Consider the following 23,133-nt stretch of genomic DNA (forward strand, 5'->3'; position numbering starts at 1 on the left):
GCCCGCAACATGTACCTCTCCATCCGTGCCGAGCACGACTGGGGCCGCCACCTGGCTGCCGAGCCGGCCGACGACGTGCTGGACGTGCTCGCCAGCCTGGCGCCGCGAGAGATGCGGCGCGCCCTGATGACCGGCTTCGGCAACGCCCGCCTGGCCCGGCGCGAGCAGATGCAGGCGGACGACCTGCCGCGCAGCGCCGGCAACCAGCGCACACGCATCGGCTTCGTGCAGTAATCCGACGCCACGGAGGGCGCCCCGGGCCGCGGGACCTGCCCGCTCGCGCGCCCGCTGTGCGAGCGCGGCCCGGCATGCTCGCGGGGCCGAGCCGCGGGTGACGCCATGCGCCGGGGCGCTATCCTCAGGCCGGCGCCACTTCCTGCCTGCCGATGACCCTGACCCAAAGCCTGCTCCTGATCGCGCTGCTGATCGCCGTCAGCGCCTTCTTCTCCGTCGCCGAGATCTCGCTCGCCGCCGCACGTCGGCTGCGCCTGCGCCAGCTGGCCGACGACGGGGACGCGCGCGCCCAGGAGGTGATGGCGCTGCAGGAGCAGCCGGGCCACTACTTCACCGTCGTGCAGATCGGGCTGAACGCCATCGCCATCCTGGGTGGCGTGGTGGGCGAAGGCGCGCTGACGCCCTACTTCGCGCGTCTGTTCGAACTGGCGCTCGACGCCGAGAATGCCCAGCGCGCCGCCTTCACCGCGTCATTCATCACCATCATTGCGGCTTTCCTGGTCTTCGCCGACCTGTTCCCCAAGCGGCTGGGCATGAGCGAGCCGGAGCGCATGGCCATGCGCATCGCCCGGCCCATGCGCTGGCTGATCACGCTGCTGGGCCCGCTCACCTGGCTGTTCACCCGCATGACCGACGGCCTGTTCCGGCTGCTCGGCCTGCCTATGGTGCGCGAGGACAAGATCACCCTGGCCGACATCCTGGCCATGTCCGAGGCGGGCACCCGCGCCGGCGTGCTGGCCGCGCAGGAGCACCAGGTGATCGCCAACGTGTTCGAGCTGGACGTGCGCATGGTCAACAGCGTAATGACGCCGCGCGAGCGCATCGCCTGGCTGCACCGCGACGATCCGGAATCCGTGCTGCGTGCGCGCATCGTCGCCGAGCCCTATTCCGCCTACCCGGTCTGCGAGGGCGACATCGACCACGTGCTGGGCTATGTCGACGCCAAGGACATGTTTCAGCGGGTGTTGGGTGGCCAGCCCCTGTCCTTCGACCAGGGCCTGCCGATCCACAAGGCGCTGGTGATCCCGGACCGGCTGACCCTGACCGAAGTGCTGGAGCAGTTCCGCTCCGCGCATGAAGACTTCGCCATCGTGGTCAACGAATACAGCCTAGTGGTGGGCGTCATCACGCTCAACGACGTGATGAGCACGGTGATGGGCGACCTGGTGCCGGCCTCCACCGACGAGCAGCAGATCGTCCAGCGCGACGAGCATTCCTGGCTGATCGACGGCGTGACGCCGATCCAGGACGTGCAGCGCGCCCTGGGCATCGACGAGATGCCACATGAGGACGAGTACGAGACGCTGGCCGGCTTCCTGATGGTGATGCTGCGCCGCGTGCCGCGCCGCACCGACAGCGTGAGCTGGGCCGGCTTCACCTTCGAGGTGATGGATGTGGACAGCCATCGCATCGACCAGGTGATGGTCACCCGCGGCGGTCCGGCCGCGGCGCAACCCGATCCCGCGGTGGGCCACTGAAGGGTGCGGCGTCGGCGGCCATCCGGCGACGGTCTGGGCGGCGGCCGGCGCCCGGCCAGTCACTCGCCTGCGCCGCCTGGGGTGTGACGAGGATCGAAGGTCCAGTTGCGCTGGTTGGCGAAAACGGCGTCCGGGTACGGCGCGCGCCCCCGGCTGCCGTTGTAGCGGCCCAGCGCCATGAACAGGTCGCCGCGCTCACGGTCCAGATAGTGGCGCAGGATCACGCAGCCGAAGCGCAGGTTGGTCTGCATGTGGAACAACACCGAGGGATCGCCGTTGCCGATGGTTCGCACCCAGAAAGGCATCACCTGCATGTAGCCCCGCGCACCGGCGCTCGACACCGCGTGCTTGCGGAAGTTGCTTTCGACCTGGATCAGGCCCAGCACCAGGCTCACGTCCAGGCCGGCGCGGCGGCTTTCGTACCAGATGGTCTGCAGCAGCTCCTTGCGGGTCTGCCAATCGGACACTTTGCGCCGCAACCGGTCGCCCATGGTGCCGAGCCAGCGCAGGTAGTGCAGGCGGGCGGCGAAGTCGTCGAACTCCGGAACCGGCGGTGCGTTGTTGAGGATGGCGGAACTCAGCGCAGTGCGCACCGCATCGGCCAGCGGCTCCTCGATCTGGGCGCCAGCATGGGCCGAGGTCGGAAGCAGAAGCGGCGGCAGACCTGCGGCAGCAGCCAGGCCGGCCGCACGGCCCAGAAAGTGGCGGCGGCCAGGCGGCACATGCCGCGCCTCAGCAGCCTCCACGAAGGCAGTGCGAAGGGAAGAAGCGGTCGCCCGCGGCAATGCGGGCATCGACCACCCGCTCACACCGCCAGGCGGCCCTTCAGGAAAGCCGCCGCCTCGGCCGCCGGCACCTTCGTCGCCACCGTGTCGCGGCGGTGCTGGTACTCGAACTGGCCTTCCTTCAGGCCCCGGTCGGAGATGACCAGGCGGTGCGGCACGCCGATGAGTTCCCAGTCGGCGAACATGGCGCCGGGGCGCTCGTTGCGGTCGTCGAGCAGCACGTCCACGCCATCGGCCAGCAACTGGTCGTACAGCGCCTCGGCGGCCGCCTTGACCTCGGCGCTGCGGTCCATGCCGATGGGACAGAGCACCACCGTGAACGGCGCCAGCGCATCGGGCCAGATGATCCCGCGCTCGTCGTGGTTCTGCTCGATGGCGGCCGCCGGCAGGCGGGTGATGCCGATGCCATAGCAGCCCATCTCCAGCAGGCGAGGCTTGCCGTCTTCCTCCAGGAAAGTCGCGTTCATGGCCTTGCTGTACTTGGTGCCGAGGTAGAACACATGGCCCACCTCGATGCCGCGTTCGATGGCCAGCACGCCCTTGCCGTCCGGCGAGGGATCGCCCGCCACCACGTTGCGCAGGTCGGCCACCAAGTCGGGCTCGGGCAGGTCCCGGCCCCAGTTGACGCCGGTGATGTGGAAGTCGGGCTCGTTGGCGCCGCAGATCCAGTCAGCCATCAGCGCCACCTCGCGGTCGGCGACGACCTTGAGCGGCTGCTTCATGTTCAGCGGTCCGAGGTAGCCGGGCTTGCAGCCGAAGTGGGCCTCGATCTCGCCCACAGTGGCGAAGCGGAAGTCGGCCAGTCCCGGCAGCTTGCCGACCTTGACCTCGTTCATGTCGTGATCGCCGCGCAGCAGCAGCAGCCAGAACTGTGTGGCCTTGATCGCGCCCTTGTCGTCCAGCAGGTCGGTGGCCAGCACCAGCGACTTGACGGTGGTCGCGAGGGGCACGTTCAGCAGGGCGGCCACGTCCTCGCAGGTGGACTTGCCGGGTGTTGGCGTCTTGGTGAGCGCTTGCGTCGCCGCGCCGCGCGGGCCGGTCGGCGCCAGTGCCTCGGCCTTCTCCATGTTGGCGGCGTAGTCGCTGTCGGGGCAGTAGACGATGGCGTCCTCGCCCGTTGCGGCGATCACCTGGAATTCCTCGCTGAGGTCACCGCCGATAGCGCCACTGTCCGCCGCCACGGCCCGATAGCGCAGGCCGAAGCGGTCGAAGATGCGACGGTAGGCCTGTGCCATCACTTGGTAGCTCGCCTTGGCCGCATCGGGGCTGCGGTCGAAGCTGTAGGCGTCCTTCATGATGAATTCGCGGCCGCGCATCAGGCCGAAGCGCGGGCGCCGCTCATCGCGGAACTTGGTCTGGATCTGGTAGAAGTTCTTGGGCAACTGCTTGTAGCTGCGGATCTCCTGGCGGGCGATGTCCGTCACCACCTCCTCGCTGGTGGGCTGGACCACGAAGTCGCGCTCGTGCCGGTCCTTGATGCGCAGCAGTTCGGGCCCCATCTTGTCAAAGCGACCCGTTTCCTGCCAGAGCTCGGCAGGCTGCACCACCGGCATGGTCATTTCGACGGCGCCGGCGCGGTTCATCTCCTCGCGCACGATGGCCTCCACCTTGCGGATCACGCGCAGGCCCATGGGCATGTACGTGTAGATGCCGGCGCCGAGCTTCTTGATCATGCCGGCACGGGTCATGAGCCGGTGGCTGGCCACTTCGGCGTCGGCCGGGGCCTCCTTGAGGGTGGACACCAGGAAACGGGATGCTTTCATCGACTGCGGGGCAACAAGCTGGAGAAAGGAAGGCGGCGAGCCGCAAGCGGCGCGGGGCCGGGAACTGGGCTGGCCGGCGTCAAGCCCCGGCCAGCATCGATCTATGCATAATCGAACCAGTTCAAAAATTGGGGTTTGATTATGCTTGACCGGGACGGCTTCAGGCCCAACGTCGGCATCATCCTGCTCAACCAGAAAAACCAGGTGTTCTGGGGCAAGCGAATCCGCACCCACTCCTGGCAATTTCCTCAAGGCGGGATCGATCGGGGCGAGACACCCGAGCAGGCCATGTACCGCGAGCTCCACGAAGAGGTCGGCCTGCTGCCCGATCACGTGCGGATCGTGGCCCGCACCCGCGACTGGTTGCGCTACGAGGTGCCCGATCGCTACATCCGCCGCGACGCGCGCGGCCATTACAAGGGACAGAAGCAGATCTGGTATCTGCTGCAACTTGTGGGGCACGACTGGGATCTGAACCTGCGTGCAACCGACCATCCCGAGTTCGACGCCTGGCGGTGGCACGACTACTGGGTCCCGCTGGACGTGGTGGTCGAGTTCAAGCGTGGCGTCTACGAGATGGCGCTGACCGAACTGGCCCGCTTCCTGCCACGGCCCGACATGCGCAACCGCTTCCTGCGCGGCAGCATGCGAGGCCGCGAAGCCGATCATCGTGACCGGCTGCCACACGGCCCAGCCGCTGCGGCGCCCACCTTCGAATTGCCGCCGGGGGCGTCCTTCGACCCCGACCCCAACAGTGCCTCCGACCATGCCCCGCACCCCGACAGCCCGACGCCCGCAAGTCCATAGCGCCTGGAGGCGCTTGAAGAGGGCGCTGCATACGTCCGCACTGATGGGGGCTGCGCTGGGAGCCGTCGCCGCACAAGCACAGTTGATCGACAACCCCGATTGGCAGGAATCGGCCGTGCCTCCGCCGCCGGCATTCGATGTCAAGCGGGCCCTCCAGATCGAGATGCCTGCGTACATGACGCTCAAGTTCGGCATCGATCCCAAGACGATCGTGATCACGCCCGACGGCGTGGTGCGCTACGTGGTCCTGGGTTGGCGCGAGGGCAGCAACACCGTCAACGCCTTCTACGAGGGCGTGCGCTGCGCGACGGCGGAATACAGGACCTACGCACGATCCGCCGACGGCGAATGGCGGATGGCCGAGGGCACGGACTGGAAGCGCATCGACGAGCGCAATTCGATCTACACGTATGAGCTGTCACGGCAGGCCCTGTGCCGCGGGCGCGCGCCGCGGGCGAGCGTGACGGACATGGTGCGGGAACTCAAGCGCCCGGAGATCCTGCTCTACTGAGCGCCACACGAATCGGCGACCTTCGGTCGACCGTCAGAGGCGGCTGGAGGCGTTTGGCGCAGCGCGCCGGACGCGGAACCAGCAGCGTCAAGACCCGACGGGCCGACGCTCACATCAACACGAGGTTGTCCCGGTGGATCATCTCGGGCTCGGCCGAGTAGCCCAGCAGCCCTTCGATGTCCGTCGATGAACGCCGGCACAGCAGCCGTGCCTCGGCCGCCGCATAGTTGGCCAGGCCTCGCGCCAGTTCGGTACCGGCCGCATCGCGGATGGCAATGACGTCGCCGCGGGAGAAGTCGCCTTCCACCGCCGTCATGCCGATGGGCAGCAGGCTCTTGCCCTCGCCCCTCACCTTGCGCGCTGCGCCCTCATCCACGACCACCGCTCCCCGCAATTGCAGATGGTCGGCCATCCAGCGCTTGCGAGCCTGATGCTTGGCGGTGTCGGCCACCAACAGTGTGCCGATGGCCTCGCCGCGCGCCAGCCGCATCAGCGCGTCGGGTTCGCGGCCCCAGGCAATGACCGTGGATGCCCCAGAACCCGCCGCCCGCTTGGCCGCCAGGATCTTGGTCAGCATGCCACCGCGGCCAATGCTGGAACCCGCACCGCCTGCCATCAGTTCCAGCGCCGGATCGCCGGCCTGGGCTTCGTGCACAAAGGTAGCGTCGGGGTTCTTGCGCGGGTCGGCGGTGTAGAGGCCCTTCTGGTCGGTCAGGATGACCAGCGCATCCGCGTCCACGAGGTTGGCAACCAAGGCGCCCAGCGTGTCGTTGTCGCCGAACTTGATCTCGTCGTTGACGACGGTATCGTTCTCGTTGATGACCGGCAGCACGCCCAGGCCCAGGAGGGTCAGGAGCGTGGAACGGGCGTTGAGGTAGCGCTCGCGGTCGGCCAGGTCGGCATGCGTGAGCAGCACCTGTGCGCTGCGCAGGCCGTTCTCGCGCAGCTTGTTCTCATACATATGGGCCAGGCCCATCTGTCCCACAGCGGCGGCAGCCTGCAGTTCGTGGACCTCCTTGGGCCGCACGGACCAGCCCAGGCGTTTCATGCCCTCGGCGATCGCTCCACTGGACACCATGACCAGCTCGCGGCCATCACGGACCAGCGCGCCGAGCTGGCGCGACCATTCGCCGATTGCCTCCTCATCCAGCCCCTTACCCTCGTTCGTGACAAGGCTGGAGCCCACCTTCACCACAAGGCGGCGCGCGTCGCGCAGGACGGATGACGAGAAGTTGCGGGTCATGAAGCGGAATGTGCGGCGCCGGGCGCCGGGGGTAAGGGCGGGCGAAGGGGGCAGTCAGTCCTGGGGCGAAACGAAGCGCGGATCGACGTATTCCGGCGGCTGCTCGGCCTTCTGCTGTGCCTTCACATGCTGATAGATGGACTTCATCAGCGGCTCGCAGCCTTCGCGCGTGAGGGCGGAGATCTCGAACACCGGACCCTTGAAGCGCAGCCGCTTGACGAAATCCTTGACGCGGGCGGCCCGCTCCTCGACCGGGATCATGTCCAGCTTGTTGAGCACCAGCCAGCGCGGTTTGTCGTACAGGTCCTGGTCGTACTTCTTGAGTTCGCCCACAATGGCCTTGGCCTGCGCGACGGGGTCGACGCCTTCGTCGAAGGGCGCAAGATCGACCACATGCAGCAGCAGGCGGGTGCGCTGCAGGTGGCGCAGGAAAAGATGGCCGAGACCCGCGCCTTCGGAGGCTCCTTCGATCAACCCGGGCAGATCGGCGATCACGAAGCTTTGCTCCGGCCCCAGGCGCACCACGCCCAGGTTGGGATGCAGCGTCGTGAAGGGATAGTCGGCGATGCGCGGACGGGCGTTCGAGACGGCGCTGATCAGCGTGGACTTGCCGGCATTGGGCATGCCCAAGAGGCCCACGTCGGCCAGCACCTTGAGTTCGAGCTTGAGGCTCTTGCGCTCGCCGGGCCAGCCGGGCGTCTTCTGCCGAGGCGCGCGGTTGATCGACGACTTGAAGCGCAGGTTGCCGAAGCCGCCGTCCCCGCCCTTGGCGATGGTGACCGGCTCACCGGGAACGAGGAGTTCGCACAGCACCTCTCCCGTTTCGGCGTCGCTGATGATGGTGCCGACCGGCATGCGCAGCGTGACGTCATCGCCCGCGGCACCGAACATGTCGGAGCCCATGCCATGCTGGCCACGCCTGGCTTCGTGCCGGCGCGAAAAGCGGTAGTCCACCAGCGTGTTGAGGTTGGGATCGGCCACCGCGAAGACGTGGCCACCGCGGCCACCGTCTCCGCCGTCCGGACCACCGAACTCCTTGTACTTCTCATGGCGGAACGACACGCAGCCGTTGCCGCCATCGCCAGCGGCGATGTCGATGAAGGCTTCGTCGACGAACTTCATGAGGGCAGTTTACAAATGAGACGTGCCGGGAGGCACATAAACGATGAAGCCCCGGCAAAGCGGGGCTTCACGCGGGAGAGCGAAGTTGCTCAGACCGGGGTGATGTTCACGACGTGCTTGTTCAGCGCGCCGCGCATGCCGAACGACACGCGGCCATCGACCAGCGCAAACAGGGTATGGTCCTTGCCCACGCCCACGTTGTCACCAGCATGCAGACGCGTGCCGCGCTGACGCACGATGATCGAACCGGCGCTGATGACTTGGCCACCGAAGGCCTTCACGCCGAGCATCTTGGGCTTGGAATCGCGCCCGTTACGCGTAGAGCCGCCGCCTTTTTTCTGTGCCATGGTGTCCTGCTCCTGGGCTTAGCCGGCGATCGCACCGATCTGCAGCTCGGTGAACTGCTGGCGATGGCCTTGACGCTTTTGATAATGCTTACGGCGACGCATCTTGAAGATGCGCACCTTGTCATGCTTGCCGTGGGACAGCACCGTGGCCGTCACCGTGGCACCGGACACCAGGGGCGTGCCGACCTTGATCGCGCTGCCGTCGCTGACGGCAAGCACTTGGTCGATCACGATTTCCTGGCCAACGTCCGCAGCAATCTGTTCTACCTTAATTTTTTCGCCGGGGGCAACGCGATACTGCTTGCCGCCGGTTTTTATGACCGCGTACATGGGAAACCTCTTGTGAAAGATTCTCCGCGGCTCATTCCGCGAAGCTCTCCATGATAGCACGACGGTTGGGCAAATGCACGCTCGTCCCATCCGGGAGCCAGTTTGTCAATGGTCGCTCCCTATAATTCCTGGCGCTCGACCGACCGACCACCGCGCTTCGCGCCATCTCTCTTGCCTTCCACCACCGCCAGCCCACCCCCGCCGACCTTCGCCGCGCTCGACCTTGTGGCCAGCGACATGGCCGAGGTCGACCGAGTCATCGACGCCCGGCTGGCCACTGGCGTGCCTTTGGTGAGTCAGGTGTCGCGCTACATCATTGCCGCAGGCGGCAAGCGCCTGCGGCCTGTCCTGCTCCTGCTGATGAGCCGGGCATTGGGCTACGAGGGCACGCAGCACTTCAATTTGGCAGCCGTCGTCGAGTTCATCCACACCGCGACACTGCTGCACGACGATGTGGTGGACGAGTCCACCCTGCGCCGCGGAAGGCCGACCGCCAACGAGTCGTTCGGCAACGCGGCCAGCGTGCTGGTGGGGGACTTTCTCTACTCCCGCGCCTTCCAGATGATGCTGGATGCCCAGAACATGCGCGTGATGGACGTTCTGGCCGAAGCCACCAATGTCATCGCCGAAGGCGAAGTGATGCAGCTCATGAACATGGGCGACGCATCCCTTGATGAACAGGCCTACCTGCAGGTCATCCGCTCCAAGACTGCCAAGCTGTTCGAAGCCAGCACGCGCCTGGCAGCAATACTGGCAGGCGCTCCCCCCATGCTGGAAGAGGCATGTGCCACCTACGGCCAAGCCCTTGGAACGGCATTCCAGGTCGTGGACGACGTGCTCGACTACGCTGGCGATGCGGCGGAGACGGGCAAGAATGTCGGGGACGACCTGCGAGAAGGCAAGGCCACGCTCCCGCTCATCCTGGCCATGAAGCAGGGCAATCCGGCACAAGCCGCCATCGTACGTACGGCGCTGGAGACAGGCGACGTTTCGCAGCTTCCACAGGTCGTGCAAGTCGTTCGCGAAACCGGCGCACTCGAAGCCACCCGCGCGGCTGCAGCGCGCGAAGCCGAGCGTGCAATTTCTGCGCTCGATGCAATCCCTGCCAATATTTACTCGAAAGGTATGCTACAGTTAGCGGCTCAGCTTCTCGAGCGCCGCACTTGATCGGCCGTTGATGCAAGTTTGAAGCGGGGTGTAGCTTAGCCTGGTAGAGCGCTACGTTCGGGACGTAGAGGCCGGAGGTTCGAATCCTCTCACCCCGACCAGATTTCCTTCTTGCCGACGAGGCAGGACGCCAAAGCCCCACGCCGTGGGGCTTTTTTGTTGGTCTAATCAGACGCAAGGCACTGAAACAGTGGGCCTACACAATGTTGCACAATGTATTTTTGTGCAACCAATGTACATTGGCACCGCGGTCTGGTGACCGCTACCCTCTCTCTTTCGTTCCCTGCCGCATGGCTGTCGCCGACCCCCTGCTTCGTGACACCGGCCCCGTCGCGCTGCCCGGCCTCGCACGCGCGCTGGTTTCAGCGGCCATCCTGGACACGCAGGCCGCCGAGCAGATCTACCAACGCTCCCAAGCGTCGCGGACGAGCTTCATCGCTGAACTGACGGGTACAGGTCAGGTGTCGCCGTACGAGCTGGCACATGTGCTGGCCGCTACTTTTTCGGCGCCTCTTGTCGATCTTGGCGCCGTCGATCCGCTACGGCTGCCCAAGGGCCTGCTGGATCTGCGCCTGTGTCAGTCCTACCGCATCGTCGTGCTGGCCAAACGTGGCAATCGCCTGGTCGTGGCCACGGCCGACCCCTCCGACCAGCAAGCCGCCGAAAAGATCACCTTCGCATCCCAGCTGGGCGTGGACTGGGTGGTGGCCGAGTACGACAAGCTGTCGCGCTTGGTGGACGCAGGTGCGGCGACCGCCACGGACTCATTGGAGCCCCTGGCGACCACCGACTTCGAATACGACGAACTGGTCGGCGAACCCGACGAGGCCCCGGAGGCATCCGCCTCGTCCGAGGTGGAAGACGCACCGGTGGTGCGCTTCCTGCAGAAGATGCTGATCGATGCGTTCTCGATGCAGGCCTCGGACATTCATTTCGAACCGTACGAGCACAACTACCGCGTGCGTTTTCGTGTGGACGGCGAATTGCGCGAAATCGCCAGTCCGCCCGTGGCCATCAAGGACAAGCTGGCCTCGCGTATCAAGGTGATTTCCAAGCTGGACATTTCCGAGAAGCGCGTCCCGCAGGACGGCCGGATGAAGCTGAAGGTTGGCCCCAACCGGGTGATCGACTTCCGCGTCAGCACGCTGCCCACCTTGTTCGGCGAAAAGATCGTGATCCGGATTCTGGACCCCAGCAGCGCGCGCCTGGGCATCGACGCCCTGGGCTACGACGCCGCCGAGAAGGAAAGGCTGTTGACGGCCATCGGCCGCCCCTACGGCATGATCCTCGTGACCGGGCCCACCGGGTCGGGCAAGACGGTGTCGCTCTACACCTGCCTGAACCTGCTTAACAAGCCGGGCGTCAACATCGCCACCGCCGAGGATCCGTCCGAAATCAACCTGCCCGGGGTCAATCAGGTCAACGTCAACGAAAAGGCGGGATTGACGTTTGCGACGGCCCTGCGTGCCTTCCTGCGACAGGACCCGGACATCATCATGGTCGGGGAGATCCGCGACCTGGACACCGCCGACATCGCGATCAAGGCCGCGCAGACCGGCCATCTGGTGCTTTCCACGCTTCATACCAACGATGCGCCGACCACGCTGACGCGGATGCGCAACATGGGCATCGCTCCCTTCAACATTGCGTCGAGCGTCATCCTCATCACGGCCCAGAGACTGGCACGCCGGCTTTGTCCGCAATGCAAGCTGCCCGCCGACATCCCGCCGCAAGCGCTGCTGGATGCGGGCTTCCGCCGCGAAGAGCTCGACGGCAGCTGGAAGCCCTATCGCCCAGTGGGCTGCCCCGTCTGCAGCGGCGGCTACAAGGGCCGGGTCGGCATCTACCAGGTGATGCCGATCTCGGAAGAGATCCAGAAGATCATCCTGCGCGACGGCAGCTCTCTCGAGATTGCCGCTCAGGCCGAGCGTGAGGGCGTTCGCTCGCTGCGCCGATCGGGCCTGCACAAGGTGATGCAGGGTGTGACCTCGCTCGAAGAGGTGCTCGGCGTCACCAACGAATAGACTCGGGCGCGCGCCCACCGGAGTTGCCATGGCCACAGCCGCCCAGAAACGAAGCCCCACCCGCCCCACCTCTACCAAGGAAAACCTCTACGAGTGGGAAGGCCGCGACCGCAACGGCAAGACCGTCCGGGGTGAGATGCGGGCGCTGGGCGAGAACCAGGTCCAGGCCTCGCTGCGGCGCCAGGGCATCCTGACCACCAAGATCAAGAAGCGCCGGCTGCGCTCCGGCAAGTCCATCAAGCCACGTGACATCGCCGTCTTCACGCGACAGATGGCCACGATGATGAAGGCCGGCGTGCCCCTGCTGCAGGCATTCGACATCGTGGGCCGTGGCAACAGCAACCCGAACATGGCACGCCTGTTGAACGACATCCGCACCGATGTCGAAACCGGCACTTCGCTGTCCTCGGCCTTTCGCAAGCACCCAAAATACTTCAACAGCCTGTACTGCAACCTGATCGAGGCCGGCGAGGCCGCCGGCATCCTGGAAGAACTGCTCGACCGGCTGGCCATCTACATGGAGAAGACGGAGGCCATCAAGTCGAAAATCAAGTCGGCGCTGATGTATCCCACGGCAGTGATCGTGGTGGCCTTCATCGTGGTCACGATCATCATGCTGTTCGTGATTCCGTCGTTCAAGCAGGTCTTCACCTCCTTCGGAGCGGACCTGCCCGCGCCAACGCTGTTCGTGATCGCGATGAGCGAGTTCTTCGTCAGCTACTGGTGGCTCATCTTCGGCGTGCTGATCGCGGGCGGCTACTTCACGCTCCAGGCCTGGAAGCGCAATGAAAAGTTCCAGCAAGCGGTCGACCGCCTGATGCTTCGCCTCCCGATCTTCGGCTCGCTCATCGACAAGTCCTGCGTGGCAAGGTGGACACGCACCCTGTCGACGATGTTCGCCGCTGGCGTGCCGCTGGTGGAGGCGCTCGACTCGGTGGGCGGCGCGTCGGGCAACTCGGTGTACGCGAAGGCCACCACGCGCATCCAGCAGGAAGTGTCGACCGGCACGAGCCTGACGACGGCGATGACCGGTGCCGACCTGTTCCCGCCCATGGTGCTGCAGATGACCGCCATCGGCGAGGAATCCGGCTCCATCGACCACATGCTGGGCAAGGCGGCCGACTTCTACGAGGACGAGGTCGACGCCATGGTCGCCGGCCTGTCGAGCCTGATGGAGCCGATCATCATCGTCGTGCTGGGCGTGGTGATCGGCGGGATCGTGGTGTCGATGTACCTGCCGATCTTCAAGTTGGGCCAGGTCGTCTGATGGGTTCGGCGCTGGCGGACGCGGCCCTGGCAGGCGGGCTCGGCCTGCTCATCGGCAGCTTTCTCAATGTCGTCATCCACCGGCTGCCCCGCACGATGTACCGCGGCTGGCTGCTCGATGCCACCGCGAACCTCGCACCCCAGCCTGGCATCCCCAGCCTGTGGGAACTCGTCTTCGGCAAGGGCACCCATGCACCGGGACAGCTGGAACAGGACGCCGAGACCGCGCTGGCGCAGGTCGACGCATTGCCTGCGCTCACGCTGGCGCGCCCGGGCTCGCGCTGCGGCCACTGCGGCCATGCCATCCGCTGGTACGAGAACATCCCGCTGCTGAGCTGGGGGGTGCTGCGAGGTCGCTGCAGCGCTTGCGGTGCGGCCATCGGTCTGCGCTACCCAGCGGTGGAATTGGTCACCGGCCTGCTCTTTGGGCTGTGCGGCTGGCGCTTCGGACTGACGCCGACTGCGGCGCTCTGGGCCGCCTTCTGCACCATTCTGGTGTGCCAGTTCGTGATCGATCTGGACACCCAGTTGCTGCCCGATTCTCTGAACTACCTGCTGCTGTGGCTGGGCCTTGCCGGATCGGCCTACGGCCTGACCGGTGTCTCGCCCACCTCGGCCATCTGGGGCGCCGTCTTCGGCTATCTCAGTCTCTGGACGGTCTACCGCCTCTACCGCGCAGCCACCGGCAAGGAAGGCATGGGCTTCGGCGACTTCAAATTGCTCGCCGCCTTGGGCGCCTGGCTGGGCGCGCCCTTCCTGCTGGCGCTCATCCTGATGTCCTCGCTGGTGGGGGCCTTACTGGGCGTCGTGCTGCTGCTGGTGGGCCGCCTGGCCAACCGGCACGTGCCCATCTCTTTCGGCCCCTTCCTGGCTGGCGCCGGCCTGCTCTGTCTGGCCATTGGGCCGGACAGGGTGCGCGCGTGGCTGCCCTTCGCTTTTCCGCTGGGCTTCTGAGGGCGGGCATGCTGCGCATCAGCCTCACCGGCGGCATCGGTAGCGGCAAGAGCACGGTCGCTGCACAGCTGCAGGCCCTGGGCGCTGGCCTGGTCGATACCGATACCATCTCGCGCCAGCTCACTGCGTCCGGCGGGCGGGCCATGCCCGCCATCGTGGAAGTCTTCGGCCCCGAGATGGCCGCGGCCGACGGCAGCCTGGACCGCGACCGGATGCGCACACTGGCCTTCGGCAATCCAGCGGTCCGCCAGCGCCTGCAAGCGGTGCTGCATCCGCTGATCGGCGAGGAATGCGATCGCCAGGCTCGCGCCCATGGCGACGTTCCGCTGCTGGTGTTCGACGTCCCGCTGCTGGTGGAATCGGGCCGCTGGCGGGCACGGGTGGACCGGGTGCTCGTGGTCGACGCCTCCGAGGACGTGCAGGTGCGCCGCGTGATGGCACGTTCGGGCTGGCCCGAGGAGACGGTGCGCGCCGTGATCGCACAGCAGGCGTCGCGCGCCCAGCGGCGGGCGGCGGCCGACGCCGTGATCCACAACGAGGAACTCGGCATGGATGCCCTCGCTCTATGCGTCCAGTCGTTGTGGCAGCGTTGGGTCAGGCCGGGCTTGCGATAATCCCGCGCTGCTCCTTCGCGACCCGCCCACCCTGGGGCGGGCATCACAACGCAGAGACACGCGCAGGACCTCGTACGGCCCCGCCGAAACCGGCGCACAAGAAGCCCCATCCCCGATGCTTTTCAATTCCTACGCGTTCATCTTCGTCTTCTTCCCGCTGGTGCTGGCGGGCTTCTTCCTGATCGGATGGCGCAACACGCGGGCGGCGGCGGGCTTCCTGGCCCTGGCATCGCTGTTCTTCTACGGCTGGTGGAGCGTGAAGGCCTTGCCGCTGCTGGTGGCCTCCATCTGCATGAACTACTGGTTCGGCCTGCAGCTCACCCCGCAGGAGGGGCGCAGCGATCGCACGCGCAAGCGCATGCTGGTGCTCGCGCTGACCGTGAATCTGACGCTGCTGGGTATCTTCAAATACGCGGACTTCTTCATCGGCAACGTGAACGAAGCCCTGGGCGATGCGGGCATCGCGCCCCTGCCGCTGCTGCATGTGGCGCTGCCCATCGGCATCTCCTTCTACACCTTCACCCAGATCGCCTTTCTGGTGGACTGCTGGCAGGGCAAGGTGCGCGAACGCAGCTTCGTGCATTACGTGCTGTTCGTGACCTACTTTCCGCACCTGATCGCAGGTCCCGTTCTGCACCACGCGCAGATGATGCCGCAGTTCGCCAATCCGGCGACCTACCGCGTGGACACCAACAAGATCGCGCTCGGTCTGGCCATCTTCAGTTTCGGCCTCGCCAAGAAGCTGCTCATCGCCGACCGCATGGGCGAGTACGCCGACATGGTCTTCCACGGCGTGCAGGGCGGCACGATCCCCTCGCTCGTCAGCGCCTGGTTCGGCGTGCTGGCGTACACGTTGCAGATCTATTTCGACTTCTCCGGCTACTCCGACATGGCCGTGGGCATCTCGCTGTGCATGGGCGTGAACCTGCCGCTCAACTTTGCGTCGCCCTACAAGTCGACCAGCATCATCGAGTTCTGGCGCCGTTGGCACATCTCGCTTTCGACCTTCCTGCGCGACTACCTCTACATCCCGCTCGGTGGCAACCGCAAGGGCGAGGCGCGGCGCTACCTCAACCTTTTCCTGACCATGCTGCTGGGCGGCCTGTGGCATGGCGCCGCGTGGACCTTCGTGCTGTGGGGTGCGCTGCATGGCATCTACCTCACCATCAACCACCTCTGGAACGCCAAGGTGCGCGGTAACCGCCCCCCGAGCAAGTGGACGCTGCCGCTGCGCTGGCTGCTCACCTTCCTGTGCGTCATGGTCGCCTGGGTGGTGTTCCGCGCCGACAGCATGACCACCGCCATGCACATCTACAAGGGCATGCTGGGGCTCAACGGCGTCTCGATGTCCGCCTTCTCCGAGTTCACCATCCCCTACCGCAAGCCCGAGTTCTTCCAGACCATGTTCCTGGGCCTGTTCATCTGCCTGGCCCTGCCGCCCACCATCAGCCTGCAGCGCTGGGTGCCGGTGGTCCCGGCGCTCGCGGGTCGGCCCTGGCTGGCTGGCCTGATGACCGTGTGCACGGCGTTCGTGACCGTCGTGCTCCTGGGCCTGTCGATCTCGCGGCTCGGCACCTACAGCCCCTTTTTGTACTTCCAGTTCTGACAAAGCGGCGGTGATGCACAAGTCCGCGCGGATCTGGCTCAGCGTGTTCATGACCGGTTTCGCGGTCATCGTCGCGCTGTTCCTGGTCACACTGTTCACCCAGCCGGCCGAAGGCGGCCTGACGCGCATCGGCCGGGTCTCCGAAGACGCCTTCGGCTGGCGGTCGACGCCGCCCGAGATTCCCATCGCCAACGTGCGCGGCTGGGCGCCCGCCGACGCTGACATCCTGGTGATCGGCGACAGCTTCTCGATGTACTACGCATGGCAGTCACCTCTGGTCGCGGCAGGCTACAAGGTATCGACGACGCACTGGGACCGCAGCGGTCCCCTGTGCGCCGACTTCTCGGCCTGGCTCGAATCCATTGGTTTCAAAGGCCGCATGGTGATCCTAGAAAGCATCGAGCGCCTGCTGCCGGAGCGCCTGGCGCAGGCCCAGGGCTGCAAGACCATGGCACGCCGCCCGCTCAAGGCGCTGCCTGTGCCCACGCAGAGCCCGGCCCAGCCACCGCCCGGCTTCAGGCTCAACTGGGAGTCACCGCTGATGACAGGCCTGCTCACGTACCTCAACACGCGGCAGATCCTGGAGACAGACGGCGTGGTGGACGTGGAGCACGAGCGATTCGGCGACTACATCTTCTCGAGCCCGGTGGCCGAGGGATGCCGCCAATTCAGCAGCCGCGTCTGCGGCAAGAGCTTGTTCCTGACCGCCGACCGCACCAACCGGGAGCTTCAGCCGCAGGATGCCGACTTCATGGCGGCCTTCGCCCGCCGCGCCGAACCGGTGAAAGTCATGTGGATGGTGGTGCCCAACAAGACCACGGTCTACCTCGACACCCACAATGCCGGCGCCTTCGCGCGCCGCAGCAACGCCCTGGGTGTCGGTCCCGACCTTTTTGCGATGGCGCAGGACCAGCGCCTGCGCATCATCGACCTCTACTGGCCCAACGACACGCACTGGTCGATGCAGGGCCAGCTCTACTTCGGCAAACGCATGGTCGATGCTGTACGCACGGCCGGGCTGGAACCTCTTCCCCGATAGTGCCCATGAATTACGCAGCGATCTGGCTTCGCACCTTTCTCGTCGGATTCGTTGTCGTCAGCGCCATGCTGGTGCTGACGCTATTCACGCCCGTGCCCTATGGCGACCTCACTCGCATCGGCCGTCTGTCGGACGCAGAATTCGGCTGGCAGCAGCCTGCACCGCCGGCCCCACCGGCCGAAACGTTGAAGTCCTGGCCGCTGAACGAGGCGGACATCGTCGTCGTCGGCGACAGCTTCTCGATGACGCTGTACTGGCAATCCACACTGGTGCGCGCGGGCTACAAGGTCTCGACGATCTACTGGGGCCAAGTCGGTTACCTGTGCCGCGATTTTTCGCAGTGGCTGCAGCGGGCCGGTTTCCGTGGACGCCTCGTCATCGCCGAGAGTGTCGAGCGACTGCTCGACGAGCGGGTGCGCAAGGGCGATGCGTGCGCCACCATGGCCAAGCCGCCGGAGGTCAAGCCGTCCCCCTTCATCCATCCTTTGAGCGGGACGCCTCAGCTGGGGTTGAACTGGGCGGCCAAGCTGACCACGGGCCTCGTCACCTATCAGAACATGAAGAAGGTATACCAGTCGCAGACCGACCTGCAGTTCGGTGACGACACCCAGGTGCGCTTCGTGCCTCAGGGCTGCAAGCAGTTCTCCCATCACATGTGCGAGCGCGCCCTCTTCTTCAAGGAAGACTTGACCAACGGTCCGCTGACGCCGCAGACCTTCGAGCGGATGGCCCGTTTCACGCAGTCGCAGCCGACCCCCATCCTGTGGATGGTCATCCCCAACAAGACGACGGTCTACCTGGACCCCTCGTACTCGGACGCCTTTCTCCAACGTTTCCGTCCGAGCGGCCTGGGCCCCGATTTGTTCGCCTACGCGCAATCCGCGCGGCACCAGGTCCGAGACCTGTACTTCCCCAACGACACGCATTTCTCGATGTACGGGCAGTACGCGCTGGGCGACATCATGCTCAAGGAAGTGCAGGCTCGACTGGGTGCTGCCAAGGCGCCCTGAAACAGTGGGAATCGGACACGCCACGTGACATCGCGGCAACTATGATGTCGCGAAGGAGCCCCACAGAGACGTGATCCTCTACGAATATCCCTTCAACGAGCGCATCCGGACCTACCTTCGGCTCGAACACCTGTTCCGTCGCCTGGGCGAACTGGTGCCGTCGGATTCGGCGCTGCACCATCATTTCGCGCTGTTGACCATGTTCGACATCATGGACGTGGCCGGGCGCGCCGATCTCAAGTCCGAAGCGTTGCGCGACCTGGAAAAGCAGAAGGCGGTGTTCAACGGCTATCGCGGCAATCCGGCCATCCAGGAGTTGCTGCTCGATGCGTTCGTGCAGCAGCTCGACCGCGCTTTCCAGTCGCTCAACAATGCCAGCGGCAAGGCCGGGCAGTCGCTGACCGACAACGAATGGCTGATGAGCATCCGCAGCCGGGCGGGCATTCCCGCGGGCACGTGCGAGTTCGACCTGCCGGCTTACCATGCTTGGCAGCATCGTGGCCCCGCCGAGCGGCGCAGCGACCTGCAGCAATGGGCGGCCAGCCTGTCGCCACTGGCCGAGGCCGTCTACCTGTTGCTGAAGCTGCTGCGCGACGCTGACATGCCCTACCGCGTCATCGCGACGCGAGGGCAGTTCCAGCAGACGCTGCCGCAAAGCCGCAGCTTCCAGTTGCTGCGGCTGCGGATCGATCCGTCGCTGAACGTCGTGCCCGAGATCAGCGGCAACCGGCTGATGGTGTCGGTGCGGTTGATGCGCCAGGACGAACAGGGCCATCTGCAGCCCAGCACCGACGACGCGCCCTTCGAATTGACCTTGTGCGCCTGAAGCGCGCACTGCCCTCGCGATGAGCTCCGCCAAGAAGAAGACATCCGCTGTCCGTCTGGTGCCCTGCCCCGCCTGCGGGCAGGACAGCGTCTATGCGCCCGAGAACCGTTTCCGGCCCTTCTGCAGCGCCCGTTGCAAGGGCATCGACCTGGGCGCATGGGCCAGCGAAGAGTTCCGCATGCCGACCGAAGCACCACCCGACGACGAGCCCTTCGGCGATCCCCGCCTGCAGAGCTGAGCGAACATCGCCTTACGGTCCTCAGTCGGCGGCGCCGCCGCACCTGTGCGGCAGCAATGAGGCGATGCCTCGCACCGGGGACTGCGACTCAGCCGCCAGCGAGCACCGGTCCCAGGATGCCTCGTTCCTCCGCCAGCCAGTGCAGCACCGGCATGGCGCCGGGCAGTACCGGCGTCACCGTCAGCGGCAACTGTTGCCAGCGCATCGTCTGGCCTTCGCGCATTTCGAAGTCGCCCTCCCACTGGAACACCTTGCACCAATGGAGTCGAACAAGCGCGTGCGGGTAATCATGCTCGGTCACCCGCCAGACCTCAGCAGCCGCGATGGTGATGCCAAGCTCTTCCTGAAGTTCGCGGCGCAGGGCCTCGACGACCGTCTCGCCGGCCTCGATCTTGCCGCCCGGAAACTCCCAGTACCCCGCATAGGGCTTGCCTTCAGGGCGGGTGGACAGCAGCAGAGTGCCGTCCGGTGCGATGAGCACACCCACGGCCACTTCGGTGTGCTTGCGCGCTGCACCCGCAGCATCCGCGCCGCTCATGCGCCCATCCTTCCTGCGAAGTCGCGCGAGAACTGATAGGCCACCCGGCCGCTGCGCGAACCGCGCTCAAGCGCCCACACCAGCGCCTGCGGTCGCGCCGACTCGATGGCGGCGGCATCCAGCCCGAAGGAGGACAGCCACTGTGCCACGATCGCCAGGTACTCGGCCTGAGAGAAGGGATAGAAGCTCACCCACAGGCCGAAGCGCTCGGACAGCGAGATCTTCTCTTCCACCACTTCACCCGGATGCACCTCGCCGTCCTCGGTGTGCGTGTAGCTGAGGTTCTCCTTCATGTACTCGGGCAGCAGGTGGCGGCGGTTGCTGGTCGCATAGATCAGCACATTGGGCGTGGCCGCGGCGACCGAGCCATCCAGGATGGACTTGAGTGCCTTGTAGCCCGGTTCGCCCTCGTCGAAGCTCAGGTCGTCGCTGAAGATGATGAACTTCTCAGGCCGGCCGGAGACCACCTCCACGATGTCGGGCAGGTCGGTCAGGTCCGCCTTGTCGACCTCGATCAGGCGCAAGCCCTGCGGCGCGAATGCGTGCAGGCAGGCCCGCACCAGCGAGGACTTGCCGGTGCCGCGCGCACCGGTCAGCAGCACGTTGTTGGCGGGGCGGCCTTCGATGAACTGGCGGGTGTTGCGCTCGATCTTTTCCTTCTGGCCGTCGATCTCCTTGAGATCGGCAAGCGCCATTGCCGCCACATGGCGCACCGGCTCCAGGCGGCCATGTCCTGAGCTGCGTCGGCGGTAACGCCAGGCAATGGCGGCGTTCCAGTCGGGCGGCGCGCCCAGTGGCTGGGGCAGCACGGACTCGATGCGGTCGATCAGCTGCTCGGCCCGTTCGATCAGGCGCTCGAATTTCTCGTTCATGGCGGCATGCGGCGGGCGCGGGGCCCGCGCCTTCTCAGGAGCGGTAGTCCGCGTTGATGGAGACGTAGTCGTGGCTGAGGTCGCAGGTCCAGACGGTGTCGCTGGCCTCGCCGCGGCCGAGGCCGATGCGCACGACGATCTCGCTTTTCTTCATCACGCGCTGACCGTCCTCTTCACGGTAGTCGGGATGACGGCCGCCGCGGGTGACCACGTGCACGTCATCCAGGTGCAGCTCGATGCGCGTCTGGTCCAGGTCGACGATGCCGGCATAGCCCACGGCCGCAAGGATACGGCCCAGGTTCGGGTCGCTGGCGAAGAAGGCCGTCTTGACCAGCGGCGAGTGAGCCACGGCATAGGCCGCCTGCCGGCATTCAGAAGCGTCGCGGCCGCCTTCCACCTGCACAGTGATGAACTTGGTCGCGCCCTCGCCATCGCGCACGATGGCCTGCGCCAGGTCGCGCGCGACCGCCTGCATGGCCGCCAGCAAGGCCTGGCCGTCGGCACTGTCCAGCGCGTCGATGGCCGGGCCGGTCTTGCCCGTGGCGATGACGACGAAGGAATCGTTGGTGGAGGTGTCACCGTCGATGGTGACGCGGTTGAACGAGCCCTCGGCCAACGTGCGGGCCAGGGGCTGCAGCAGCGCCGGCGCGATGCGCGCGTCGGTGGCCAGGAAGCCGAGCATGGTCGCCATGTTCGGTCGGATCATGCCGGCGCCCTTGCTGATACCCGTGATGGTGACCGTCGCGCCGCCGAGCGTGACGTGGCGGCTGAAGGCCTTGGGCACGGTGTCCGTTGTCATGATGCCCTCGGCGGCCCGGGCCCAATGCACCTCCGACGCGTCGTCCAGCGCAGCGGGCAGGCCGGCGGCGATGCGGTCGTTGGGCAGCGTCTCCATGATCACGCCGGTGGAGAAAGGCAGGATCTGCTCCGGCGCGACCTCCAGCAAGCGGGCCAGGGCGATGCAGGTGGAGCGCGCGCGGACCAAGCCGTCCTCGCCCGTGCCGGCGTTCGCATTGCCGGTATTGATCACCAGCGCACGGACGCCAAAGCCCGCGGCCAGATGTTCGCGGCAGACCTGCACCGGCGCAGCGCAAAAACGGTTCTGCGTGAACACGGCGCCGACGGCGCTGCCCTCGTCGAGCAGGAAGACGGTCAGGTCCTTGCGATTGGCCTTGCGCACGCCGGCTTCGGTGACGCCGATGCGCACGCCGGGCACCGGGTGCAGTTGGGCGGGATCGGGGGCGGTCAGGTTCACGGGCATGGAAGGTTCCTGAAGAGGTCGGACGCGAATTGTGTGGACCGCGCCGTGCCACGCCGATGACGGCGTACCGGGCGATCCGGGGCGAAAGCTCAGCCGACGATCAGCTCAGCTTGCCGTGGCACTGCTTGTACTTCTTGCCGCTGCCGCACGGGCAGGGATCGTTGCGGCCAACGCGGCCGGCAGCGACCGCGGCGGCCACGGCCGCAGCAGCGGCTGTGGGGCTTGCTGCCGCCGCAGTACTGCTGCGCACCTCCGGCTCGCCCATCTCGGTCGGCGCGGTGTAGGTGAGGTTAGAGATGGCCTCGGCCCGGCTTTCCATGTCGTCGGCCGCCTGCTCGATCTGCTCGGCCGACTGGATGCGCACCAGCATCAGCTGCCGGGTGACTTCGTTCTTGACCGTGTCCAGCAGTTGGCCGAAGAGCTCGAAGGCCTCGCGCTTGTACTCCTGCTTGGGCTGCTTCTGTGCGTAGCCGCGCAGGTGGATGCCCTGGCGAAGGTAGTCGAGCGAAGACAAATGCTCACGCCAGTTGCTGTCCATGGCCTGCAGCAGCACCATGCGCTCGAACTGCGTGAACTGCTCCCGCCCGACAAGGGCGACCTTCGCTTCGTAGATCTCGTTGGCGGCCTTGACGACGCGCTCGACGATGTCTTCATCGGTCATGGCGGCGGCGGCTTCGACTTCCTGCACCAGCGGCAACTCGAGGCCCCAATCCGCCGCTAGCGCACGCTCGAGACCCGGCAGGTCCCACTGCTCTTCGACCGACTCGGCGGGCACATACTGGCGCACGAGATCGGTGAAGCAGCCTTCACGCAGCGCGTCGATCTGTGCGGACAGATCGCCCGCATCGAGGATCTCGTTGCGTTGCTGGTAGATGACCTTGCGCTGGTCGTTGGAGACGTCGTCGTACTCGAGCAACTGCTTACGCACGTCGAAGTTGCGCGCCTCGACCTTGCGCTGTGCGCTCTCGATGCTGCGCGTGACGATGCCAGCCTCGATAGCCTCGCCGTCAGGCATCTTCAAGCGGTCCATGATGGCGCGCACGCGGTCGCCCGCGAAGATGCGCATCAGCTGGTCGTCCAGGCTCAGGTAGAAACGCG

The 23,133-nt window shown here is 66.1% G+C and carries 23 protein-coding genes, 1 tRNA gene and 1 pseudogene; 15 read left to right on the forward strand and 10 right to left on the reverse strand.

Annotated elements, in window-relative coordinates; genetic code table 11:
• Both QZ772_RS05520 and QZ772_RS05525 read left to right on the forward strand, forming a co-directional pair.
• Nucleotides 1-234: pseudogene (locus QZ772_RS05520) on the forward strand (AAA family ATPase); the annotation flags it as partial.
• A 152-nt stretch (nucleotides 235-386) separates the two neighbouring features.
• Nucleotides 387-1,712 (forward strand): hemolysin family protein, encoded by a 1,326-nt coding sequence (locus tag QZ772_RS05525; RefSeq protein ID WP_295523861.1) that lies wholly within the window; start codon nucleotides 387-389, stop codon nucleotides 1,710-1,712.
• Between the two features lie 59 nt (nucleotides 1,713-1,771).
• On the opposite strand, the gene QZ772_RS05530 is transcribed toward QZ772_RS05525, so the two are convergent.
• Nucleotides 1,772-2,392 (reverse strand): lytic transglycosylase domain-containing protein, encoded by a 621-nt coding sequence (locus tag QZ772_RS05530; protein ID WP_295523900.1) that lies wholly within the window; start codon nucleotides 2,390-2,392, stop codon nucleotides 1,772-1,774.
• A 125-nt stretch (nucleotides 2,393-2,517) separates the two neighbouring features.
• Complete coding sequence (locus QZ772_RS05535; RefSeq protein ID WP_295523863.1) at nucleotides 2,518-4,260, reverse strand: proline--tRNA ligase; 1,743 nt, start codon at nucleotides 4,258-4,260, stop codon at nucleotides 2,518-2,520.
• 141 nt (nucleotides 4,261-4,401) lie between these two features.
• Here QZ772_RS05535 and QZ772_RS05540 point away from each other — a divergent pair, with 141 nt between their 5' ends.
• Nucleotides 4,402-5,067: an RNA pyrophosphohydrolase gene (locus tag QZ772_RS05540; protein ID WP_295523865.1), complete on the forward strand. Its 666-nt coding sequence runs from the start codon at nucleotides 4,402-4,404 to the stop codon at nucleotides 5,065-5,067.
• Nucleotides 5,068-5,110: 43 nt separating this feature from the next.
• Entirely contained in the window at nucleotides 5,111-5,578 is a 468-nt protein-coding gene (locus QZ772_RS05545; RefSeq protein ID WP_295523867.1) for a CNP1-like family protein, read from the forward strand.
• Between the two features lie 109 nt (nucleotides 5,579-5,687).
• On the opposite strand, the gene proB is transcribed toward QZ772_RS05545, so the two are convergent.
• The 4 genes from proB to rplU form a co-directional block, all read right to left on the reverse strand.
• On the reverse strand, nucleotides 5,688-6,821 hold the full coding sequence (gene proB / locus QZ772_RS05550) for a glutamate 5-kinase (RefSeq protein ID WP_295523869.1): 1,134 nt from the start codon (nucleotides 6,819-6,821) through the stop codon (nucleotides 5,688-5,690).
• 54 nt (nucleotides 6,822-6,875) lie between these two features.
• On the reverse strand, nucleotides 6,876-7,943 hold the full coding sequence (cgtA, locus tag QZ772_RS05555) for an Obg family GTPase CgtA (protein WP_295523871.1): 1,068 nt from the start codon (nucleotides 7,941-7,943) through the stop codon (nucleotides 6,876-6,878).
• An 89-nt stretch (nucleotides 7,944-8,032) separates the two neighbouring features.
• Nucleotides 8,033-8,290, reverse strand: a complete 258-nt coding sequence (gene rpmA / locus QZ772_RS05560; protein ID WP_017761188.1) for a 50S ribosomal protein L27 — start codon at nucleotides 8,288-8,290, stop codon at nucleotides 8,033-8,035.
• Nucleotides 8,291-8,308: 18 nt separating this feature from the next.
• The gene (gene rplU / locus QZ772_RS05565) at nucleotides 8,309-8,620 is read right to left on the reverse strand and encodes a 50S ribosomal protein L21 (RefSeq protein ID WP_058642232.1); all 312 of its coding nucleotides are present in this window, start codon (nucleotides 8,618-8,620) and stop codon (nucleotides 8,309-8,311) included.
• Between the two features lie 237 nt (nucleotides 8,621-8,857).
• Between rplU and QZ772_RS05570 the strand changes: the two genes are divergently transcribed.
• From QZ772_RS05570 to QZ772_RS05620, 11 genes are all read left to right on the forward strand, one after another.
• Nucleotides 8,858-9,787: a polyprenyl synthetase family protein gene (locus QZ772_RS05570; protein ID WP_295523902.1), complete on the forward strand. Its 930-nt coding sequence runs from the start codon at nucleotides 8,858-8,860 to the stop codon at nucleotides 9,785-9,787.
• 24 nt (nucleotides 9,788-9,811) lie between these two features.
• Nucleotides 9,812-9,888 (forward strand) — tRNA-Pro (locus tag QZ772_RS05575).
• Nucleotides 9,889-10,077: 189 nt separating this feature from the next.
• On the forward strand, nucleotides 10,078-11,811 hold the full coding sequence (pilB, locus tag QZ772_RS05580) for a type IV-A pilus assembly ATPase PilB (protein ID WP_295523875.1): 1,734 nt from the start codon (nucleotides 10,078-10,080) through the stop codon (nucleotides 11,809-11,811).
• Between the two features lie 28 nt (nucleotides 11,812-11,839).
• Nucleotides 11,840-13,078 (forward strand): type II secretion system F family protein, encoded by a 1,239-nt coding sequence (locus QZ772_RS05585; RefSeq protein ID WP_295523877.1) that lies wholly within the window; start codon nucleotides 11,840-11,842, stop codon nucleotides 13,076-13,078.
• Nucleotides 13,078-14,031, forward strand: coding sequence for an A24 family peptidase (locus tag QZ772_RS05590; protein WP_295523879.1), 954 nt, complete (start codon nucleotides 13,078-13,080; stop codon nucleotides 14,029-14,031). The genes QZ772_RS05585 and QZ772_RS05590 overlap by 1 nt, the downstream gene beginning before the upstream one ends.
• An 8-nt stretch (nucleotides 14,032-14,039) precedes the next feature.
• On the forward strand, nucleotides 14,040-14,645 hold the full coding sequence (gene coaE, locus QZ772_RS05595; RefSeq protein ID WP_295523881.1) for a dephospho-CoA kinase: 606 nt from the start codon (nucleotides 14,040-14,042) through the stop codon (nucleotides 14,643-14,645).
• A gap of 115 nt (nucleotides 14,646-14,760) precedes the next feature.
• Nucleotides 14,761-16,251, forward strand: a complete 1,491-nt coding sequence (locus QZ772_RS05600) for an MBOAT family protein (RefSeq protein WP_295523883.1) — start codon at nucleotides 14,761-14,763, stop codon at nucleotides 16,249-16,251.
• 13 nt (nucleotides 16,252-16,264) lie between these two features.
• Nucleotides 16,265-17,290: a hypothetical protein gene (locus QZ772_RS05605; protein WP_295523885.1), complete on the forward strand. Its 1,026-nt coding sequence runs from the start codon at nucleotides 16,265-16,267 to the stop codon at nucleotides 17,288-17,290.
• 5 nt (nucleotides 17,291-17,295) lie between these two features.
• On the forward strand, nucleotides 17,296-18,300 hold the full coding sequence (locus QZ772_RS05610; protein WP_295523887.1) for a hypothetical protein: 1,005 nt from the start codon (nucleotides 17,296-17,298) through the stop codon (nucleotides 18,298-18,300).
• A 70-nt stretch (nucleotides 18,301-18,370) separates the two neighbouring features.
• The gene (gene zapD / locus QZ772_RS05615; RefSeq protein WP_295523889.1) at nucleotides 18,371-19,126 is read left to right on the forward strand and encodes a cell division protein ZapD; all 756 of its coding nucleotides are present in this window, start codon (nucleotides 18,371-18,373) and stop codon (nucleotides 19,124-19,126) included.
• A gap of 19 nt (nucleotides 19,127-19,145) precedes the next feature.
• Nucleotides 19,146-19,364 carry a DNA gyrase inhibitor YacG gene (locus QZ772_RS05620; protein ID WP_295523891.1) on the forward strand — a complete coding sequence of 73 codons (219 nt, stop codon included), beginning with the start codon at nucleotides 19,146-19,148 and terminating at the stop codon, nucleotides 19,362-19,364.
• 88 nt (nucleotides 19,365-19,452) lie between these two features.
• Here QZ772_RS05620 and QZ772_RS05625 read toward each other — a convergent pair whose 3' ends face one another.
• From QZ772_RS05625 to QZ772_RS05640, 4 genes are all read right to left on the reverse strand, one after another.
• Nucleotides 19,453-19,902: an NUDIX domain-containing protein gene (locus tag QZ772_RS05625; protein ID WP_295523892.1), complete on the reverse strand. Its 450-nt coding sequence runs from the start codon at nucleotides 19,900-19,902 to the stop codon at nucleotides 19,453-19,455.
• Nucleotides 19,899-20,774 (reverse strand): ATP-binding protein, encoded by an 876-nt coding sequence (locus QZ772_RS05630; protein WP_295523894.1) that lies wholly within the window; start codon nucleotides 20,772-20,774, stop codon nucleotides 19,899-19,901. The genes QZ772_RS05625 and QZ772_RS05630 overlap by 4 nt, the downstream gene beginning before the upstream one ends.
• Before the next feature lie 34 nt (nucleotides 20,775-20,808).
• On the reverse strand, nucleotides 20,809-22,035 hold the full coding sequence (gene argJ, locus QZ772_RS05635) for a bifunctional glutamate N-acetyltransferase/amino-acid acetyltransferase ArgJ (RefSeq protein ID WP_295523896.1): 1,227 nt from the start codon (nucleotides 22,033-22,035) through the stop codon (nucleotides 20,809-20,811).
• A gap of 100 nt (nucleotides 22,036-22,135) precedes the next feature.
• Nucleotides 22,136-23,133: SEC-C metal-binding domain-containing protein (locus QZ772_RS05640; protein WP_295523898.1), on the reverse strand; the 998-nt coding region annotated here is incomplete at its 5' end.

Origin of the sequence: uncultured Pseudacidovorax sp. (assembly GCF_913773995.1) — a bacterium.
Taxonomy (GTDB): domain Bacteria; phylum Pseudomonadota; class Gammaproteobacteria; order Burkholderiales; family Burkholderiaceae_C; genus Xenophilus.

Coding starts and splice junctions, on each gene's coding strand:
- QZ772_RS05535 (WP_295523863.1), bottom strand. CDS start 4,260: ATGAAAGCATCCCGTTTCCTGGTGTCCACCCTCAAGGAGGCCCCGGCC.
- QZ772_RS05600 (WP_295523883.1), top strand. CDS start 14,761: ATGCTTTTCAATTCCTACGCGTTCATCTTCGTCTTCTTCCCGCTGGTG.
- QZ772_RS05620 (WP_295523891.1), top strand. CDS start 19,146: ATGAGCTCCGCCAAGAAGAAGACATCCGCTGTCCGTCTGGTGCCCTGC.
- QZ772_RS05525 (WP_295523861.1), top strand. CDS start 387: ATGACCCTGACCCAAAGCCTGCTCCTGATCGCGCTGCTGATCGCCGTC.
- QZ772_RS05625 (WP_295523892.1), bottom strand. CDS start 19,902: ATGAGCGGCGCGGATGCTGCGGGTGCAGCGCGCAAGCACACCGAAGTG.
- QZ772_RS05585 (WP_295523877.1), top strand. CDS start 11,840: ATGGCCACAGCCGCCCAGAAACGAAGCCCCACCCGCCCCACCTCTACC.
- argJ (WP_295523896.1), bottom strand. CDS start 22,035: ATGCCCGTGAACCTGACCGCCCCCGATCCCGCCCAACTGCACCCGGTG.
- pilB (WP_295523875.1), top strand. CDS start 10,078: ATGGCTGTCGCCGACCCCCTGCTTCGTGACACCGGCCCCGTCGCGCTG.
- coaE (WP_295523881.1), top strand. CDS start 14,040: ATGCTGCGCATCAGCCTCACCGGCGGCATCGGTAGCGGCAAGAGCACG.
- QZ772_RS05610 (WP_295523887.1), top strand. CDS start 17,296: ATGAATTACGCAGCGATCTGGCTTCGCACCTTTCTCGTCGGATTCGTT.
- cgtA (WP_295523871.1), bottom strand. CDS start 7,943: ATGAAGTTCGTCGACGAAGCCTTCATCGACATCGCCGCTGGCGATGGC.
- QZ772_RS05590 (WP_295523879.1), top strand. CDS start 13,078: ATGGGTTCGGCGCTGGCGGACGCGGCCCTGGCAGGCGGGCTCGGCCTG.
- QZ772_RS05605 (WP_295523885.1), top strand. CDS start 16,265: ATGCACAAGTCCGCGCGGATCTGGCTCAGCGTGTTCATGACCGGTTTC.
- QZ772_RS05540 (WP_295523865.1), top strand. CDS start 4,402: ATGCTTGACCGGGACGGCTTCAGGCCCAACGTCGGCATCATCCTGCTC.
- QZ772_RS05630 (WP_295523894.1), bottom strand. CDS start 20,774: ATGAACGAGAAATTCGAGCGCCTGATCGAACGGGCCGAGCAGCTGATC.
- QZ772_RS05570 (WP_295523902.1), top strand. CDS start 8,858: ATGGCCGAGGTCGACCGAGTCATCGACGCCCGGCTGGCCACTGGCGTG.
- proB (WP_295523869.1), bottom strand. CDS start 6,821: ATGACCCGCAACTTCTCGTCATCCGTCCTGCGCGACGCGCGCCGCCTT.
- QZ772_RS05545 (WP_295523867.1), top strand. CDS start 5,111: ATGGGGGCTGCGCTGGGAGCCGTCGCCGCACAAGCACAGTTGATCGAC.
- rplU (WP_058642232.1), bottom strand. CDS start 8,620: ATGTACGCGGTCATAAAAACCGGCGGCAAGCAGTATCGCGTTGCCCCC.
- rpmA (WP_017761188.1), bottom strand. CDS start 8,290: ATGGCACAGAAAAAAGGCGGCGGCTCTACGCGTAACGGGCGCGATTCC.